We start from the raw sequence: 3,775 nt of genomic DNA on the forward strand, positions 1-3,775 counted from the left end.
GCTCTCGTACTGGTGGGACATGGCATAGGCCTGGACCTGAGTCATGAAATCCATCGTCACAACGACGATGATCAACAGCGAAGTGCCACCGAAGTAAAAGGGCACGTTCCATTTCAGGATCAGAAACTCCGGCAGCAGACACACGACGGTGATGTAGCCGGCACCCACCAGAGTCAGGCGCATCAGGATCTTGTCAATGTAACGCGCCGTCTGATCACCCGGCCGAATGCCGGGTACGAACGCACCGCTCCGCTTCAGGTTATCTGCCGTTTCCTTGGAGTTGAAAACCAGCGCCGTGTAGAAGAAACAGAAGAAAATGATCGCTGCTGCATAGAGCATCACATAAATCGGTTGCCCTGGAGACAAGGCACCGGCAATGTCCTTCAGCCAGCGCATCGACTCTCCCGAGCCAAACCAGCCCGCAACCGTCCCGGGAAAAAGAATGATCGACGAGGCAAAAATCGGCGGAATGACGCCCGCCATGTTCAGTTTGAGCGGCAGGTGCGAACTCTGGCCACCATAGATCTTGTTGCCCACCTGCCGTTTGGCATAGTTAACCAGGATCTTGCGCTGACCTCGTTCGACAAAAACCACAAAGGCAGTCACCAAAACCACCAGGACGCTGATCACGATCGCCGTCAGCGGATGCATCGCACCGGTGCGAACCAGTTCGAGGAGACCACCGATCGCATTGGGCAAACCCGCCGCAATACCGGCAAAGATGATGATCGAGATGCCGTTACCCAAGCCACGCTCGGTCACCTGTTCACCCAGCCACATCAGGAACATCGTTCCGGTCACCAGGGTGGTGACCGTCACCAGGCGGAACATCATTCCGGGTTCGAGCACCAGTCCCGGTTGCGACTCCACCGCCACCGCGATGCCGATACCTTGAAAGAGTGCCAGGAACACCGTACCGTAGCGGGTGTACTGGGTAATCTTGCGGCGTCCCGCCTCGCCCTCTTTTTTCAGACCCTCGAGCTGAGGGCTGGCATGAGTCATCAACTGCATGATGATCGATGCCGAGATGTACGGCATGATCCCCAGAGCGAAAATGGTGAAGCGCGAGAGCGCGCCACCGGAAAACATGTTGAACATGCCGAGGATGCCGCCCTGCTGCTGGTTGAACAACTCGCTCAGCACACGGGCATCGATTCCCGGCACAGGTATATGCGCGCCGATCCGGTACACCACCAGCGCGCCGAGCAGGAACCAGAGCCGGCGCTTCAGATCGCCGAACTTGCCGCCCTTGCTGACCGTGTTCGAACTAGTTGCCAAGTAAGCTCACCCTTGCCTGCCGCTATTCCGCAACGCTGCCGCCGGCGGCTTCGATTGCGGCGCGCGCGCCGGCCGTTGCACCAATCCCGCGCAGGACCACCTTGCGCTCGATCCCGCCCGAGAGCACCACCTTTGCCGACAGGGCATGCTGTGACACGAGATTCGCCTGAATCAGGGTTGCCAGGTCGATCTCGTCAACGGGAAGTCGCGCGATCTCCGACAGGCGCACCTCGAAGTTCCGCTCGCGAGTCATCGACTTGAAACCACGCTTCGGCAGGCGCCGCTGCAGCGGCATCTGTCCGCCCTCGAAACCCACCTTGTGAAACCCACCGGCGCGCGACTTCTGACCCTTGTGGCCACGCCCGCAGGTCTTGCCGAAACCCGAGCCAATGCCACGCCCGACCCGCTTCCTGGCCGGCCGTGCACCTTCGGCACCTTGCACGTCATTCAATTCCATCTTGACCCTCACACTTCAGGAGGTAGGACACCTTGTTGATCATTCCGCGAACCGCAGGCGTATCCTCGAGGACCGAACTGCTGTTCAGGCGACGGAGCCCCAAGCCGCGGACGGTCGCCCGGTGCGATGCCTTGGTTCCGATCAGGCTCCTGACCAGCGTCACTTTCACTGTCTTTTCAGCCATCTCTTCCTTACCCCATGATCTCGGCGATGGATTTTCCACGCTTGGCTGCCACTTCGGCAGGCGTGGTCATTGCACGCAGGCCGTTGATCGTCGCGCGCACAATGTTGTACGGGTTGGTCGAGCCATGCGCCTTGGCGACCACGTTGGTCATTCCAATGACGTCGAAAACCGCCCGCATCGCGCCACCCGCGATAATGCCGGTTCCCTCCGGAGCCGGCTGCATCATCACCCGTGAAGCGCCGTGGTGCCCGACAACGGTATGCTGCAGGGTACCGTTCCTGAGACTCACCTTGATCAGGCTGCGGCGCGCTTCTTCCATCGCCTTCTGCACGGCCACCGGCACTTCACGCGACTTGCCCTTGCCCATGCCGACACGCCCGTCCCCGTCCCCGACGACGGTCAGCGCCGCGAAACCGAGAATCCGACCACCCTTGACCACTTTGGTCACCCGGTTGATCGAAATCATCTTCTCGCGCATGCCGTCGTCCGGCTTGTCAGCTTGCTGTGGTTTTCTGCTTTGCGGTTTAGCCATTGTTTACTCCAATTCCCTGCTCAGCGTTCAGAACTTGAGACCGGCTTCACGCGCCGCATCCGCCAGAGCCTTGATCCGCCCGTGGTAGCGAAAGCCGGCACGATCAAACGAAACCTGCTCGATCCCCGCCTTGCGGGCGCGCTCGGCGATCAACAGGCCAATCGTTTTGGCGGCACTGACATCGCCCCCGTTCGGCAGCATCTTGCGCACCTCCGGCTCGAGCGACGAAGCAGCGGCCAACACTCTGGAGCCACAGGGCGAAATCACCTGAGCGTAGATGTGGCAGTTGCTGCGGTGCACCGACAAGCGCACTGTTTTCAGTTCGGCAATCTTGGCCCGGGTCTTGCGGGCCCTGCGCAAACGCGCCTGTTTCTTGTCAATCATCTGAGCACCCTTACTTTTTCTTCTTCGTTTCCTTGATCACGACGACCTCGTCGGCATACCGGACACCCTTTCCCTTATAGGGTTCGGGTTTGCGATAGGCTCGAACCTCTGCCGCGACCTGGCCAACGAGCTGACGGTCAACTCCCTTGATCACGATCTCGGTTTGTGTCGGCGTCGCGGCGGTGATTCCCGGCGGCAGCCTGTAGGCCACCGGATGCGAGAAGCCGAGCGTCAGGTTGAGCGTGTCACCCTGCGCCTGCGCACGATAACCGACCCCAACCAGACTGAGCTTGCGCTCGAAGCCAGTGCTTACGCCGCTGACCATGTTGGCGACGACCGCGCGCATCGTTCCCGACAGGGCGTCACTCTCGGCCACTCCTGCGACCGGTATGCACAACAGGCTGCCGCCCTCTTCCGCAACGCTCACCGCCGGGTGGGAGGCAAACTCAAGGACGCCAAGTGGCCCCTTGACCGAAATCCGCTCGGCCGAGATGGCGACCGAAACACCTTGCGGCAGAACGATTGGTTTCTTTGCAACGCGGGACATGGCTACCTCTTAGGCGACGAAGCAGAGCACTTCGCCACCGACGTGGCTGGCGCGGGCTTTGCGGTCGGTCATAACACCCCTGGGAGTCGACACGATGGCCACCCCAAGCCCATTCATGACCAGCGGGATATCACCGACCCCCCGGTAGATGCGGAGGCCCGGACGCGAAACACGATCGATCCGCTCAATGACCGGCCGGCCCGCATAGTACTTCAGAACGATTTCGAGAACCGGCTTGCCGTTATTCGGGCTGACCGCATAATCCTCGACGTAACCTTCGTCCTTCAACACCTGGGCGATGGCGATTTTGACCTTCGAAGACGGCATGGCGACAGAAGCCTTGCTTGCCATCTGGGCATTTCGGATGCGGGTCAGCATGTCGCTGATCGGATC

General features: G+C 60.5%; 7 protein-coding genes. All 7 read right to left on the reverse strand.

Translation table 11 applies throughout. From position 1 onward, the window contains the following. Positions 1–1,278, reverse strand: a 1,278-nt coding sequence (gene secY, locus JNK99_RS13975) for a preprotein translocase subunit SecY (protein WP_291854130.1), incomplete at its 3' end; no start/stop codon positions are given. A gap of 22 nt (positions 1,279–1,300) precedes the next feature. After that, the gene (rplO, locus tag JNK99_RS13980) at positions 1,301–1,735 is read right to left on the reverse strand and encodes a 50S ribosomal protein L15 (RefSeq protein WP_291854132.1); all 435 of its coding nucleotides are present in this window, start codon (positions 1,733–1,735) and stop codon (positions 1,301–1,303) included. Further along, positions 1,722–1,919 carry a 50S ribosomal protein L30 gene (gene rpmD, locus JNK99_RS13985; RefSeq protein ID WP_291854133.1) on the reverse strand — a complete coding sequence of 66 codons (198 nt, stop codon included), beginning with the start codon at positions 1,917–1,919 and terminating at the stop codon, positions 1,722–1,724. The genes rplO and rpmD overlap by 14 nt, the downstream gene beginning before the upstream one ends. A gap of 7 nt (positions 1,920–1,926) precedes the next feature. Further along, positions 1,927–2,451 (reverse strand): 30S ribosomal protein S5, encoded by a 525-nt coding sequence (rpsE, locus tag JNK99_RS13990; RefSeq protein ID WP_291854135.1) that lies wholly within the window; start codon positions 2,449–2,451, stop codon positions 1,927–1,929. Positions 2,452–2,478: 27 nt separating this feature from the next. After that, a complete protein-coding gene (rplR, locus tag JNK99_RS13995) occupies positions 2,479–2,832 on the reverse strand; it encodes a 50S ribosomal protein L18 (protein ID WP_291854141.1) in 354 nt (117 codons plus the stop codon). Positions 2,833–2,845: 13 nt separating this feature from the next. After that, positions 2,846–3,382, reverse strand: a complete 537-nt coding sequence (rplF, locus tag JNK99_RS14000) for a 50S ribosomal protein L6 (RefSeq protein ID WP_291854137.1) — start codon at positions 3,380–3,382, stop codon at positions 2,846–2,848. Positions 3,383–3,391: 9 nt separating this feature from the next. Beyond that, the coding region (rpsH, locus tag JNK99_RS14005) for a 30S ribosomal protein S8 (RefSeq protein ID WP_291854139.1) at positions 3,392–3,775 on the reverse strand (384 nt) is incomplete at its 5' end.

Origin of the sequence: Accumulibacter sp., from assembly GCF_016789985.1 — a bacterium.
Lineage (GTDB): Bacteria > Pseudomonadota > Gammaproteobacteria > Burkholderiales > Rhodocyclaceae > Accumulibacter.

What these genes read in the sequence shown, in the direction of transcription:
- rplF (WP_291854137.1), bottom strand. Translation starts at nt 3,382, where the DNA reads ATGTCCCGCGTTGCAAAGAAACCAATCGTTCTGCCGCAAGGTGTTTCG.
- rpsE (WP_291854135.1), bottom strand. Translation starts at nt 2,451, where the DNA reads ATGGCTAAACCGCAAAGCAGAAAACCACAGCAAGCTGACAAGCCGGAC.
- rplO (WP_291854132.1), bottom strand. Translation starts at nt 1,735, where the DNA reads ATGGAATTGAATGACGTGCAAGGTGCCGAAGGTGCACGGCCGGCCAGG.
- rpmD (WP_291854133.1), bottom strand. Translation starts at nt 1,919, where the DNA reads ATGGCTGAAAAGACAGTGAAAGTGACGCTGGTCAGGAGCCTGATCGGA.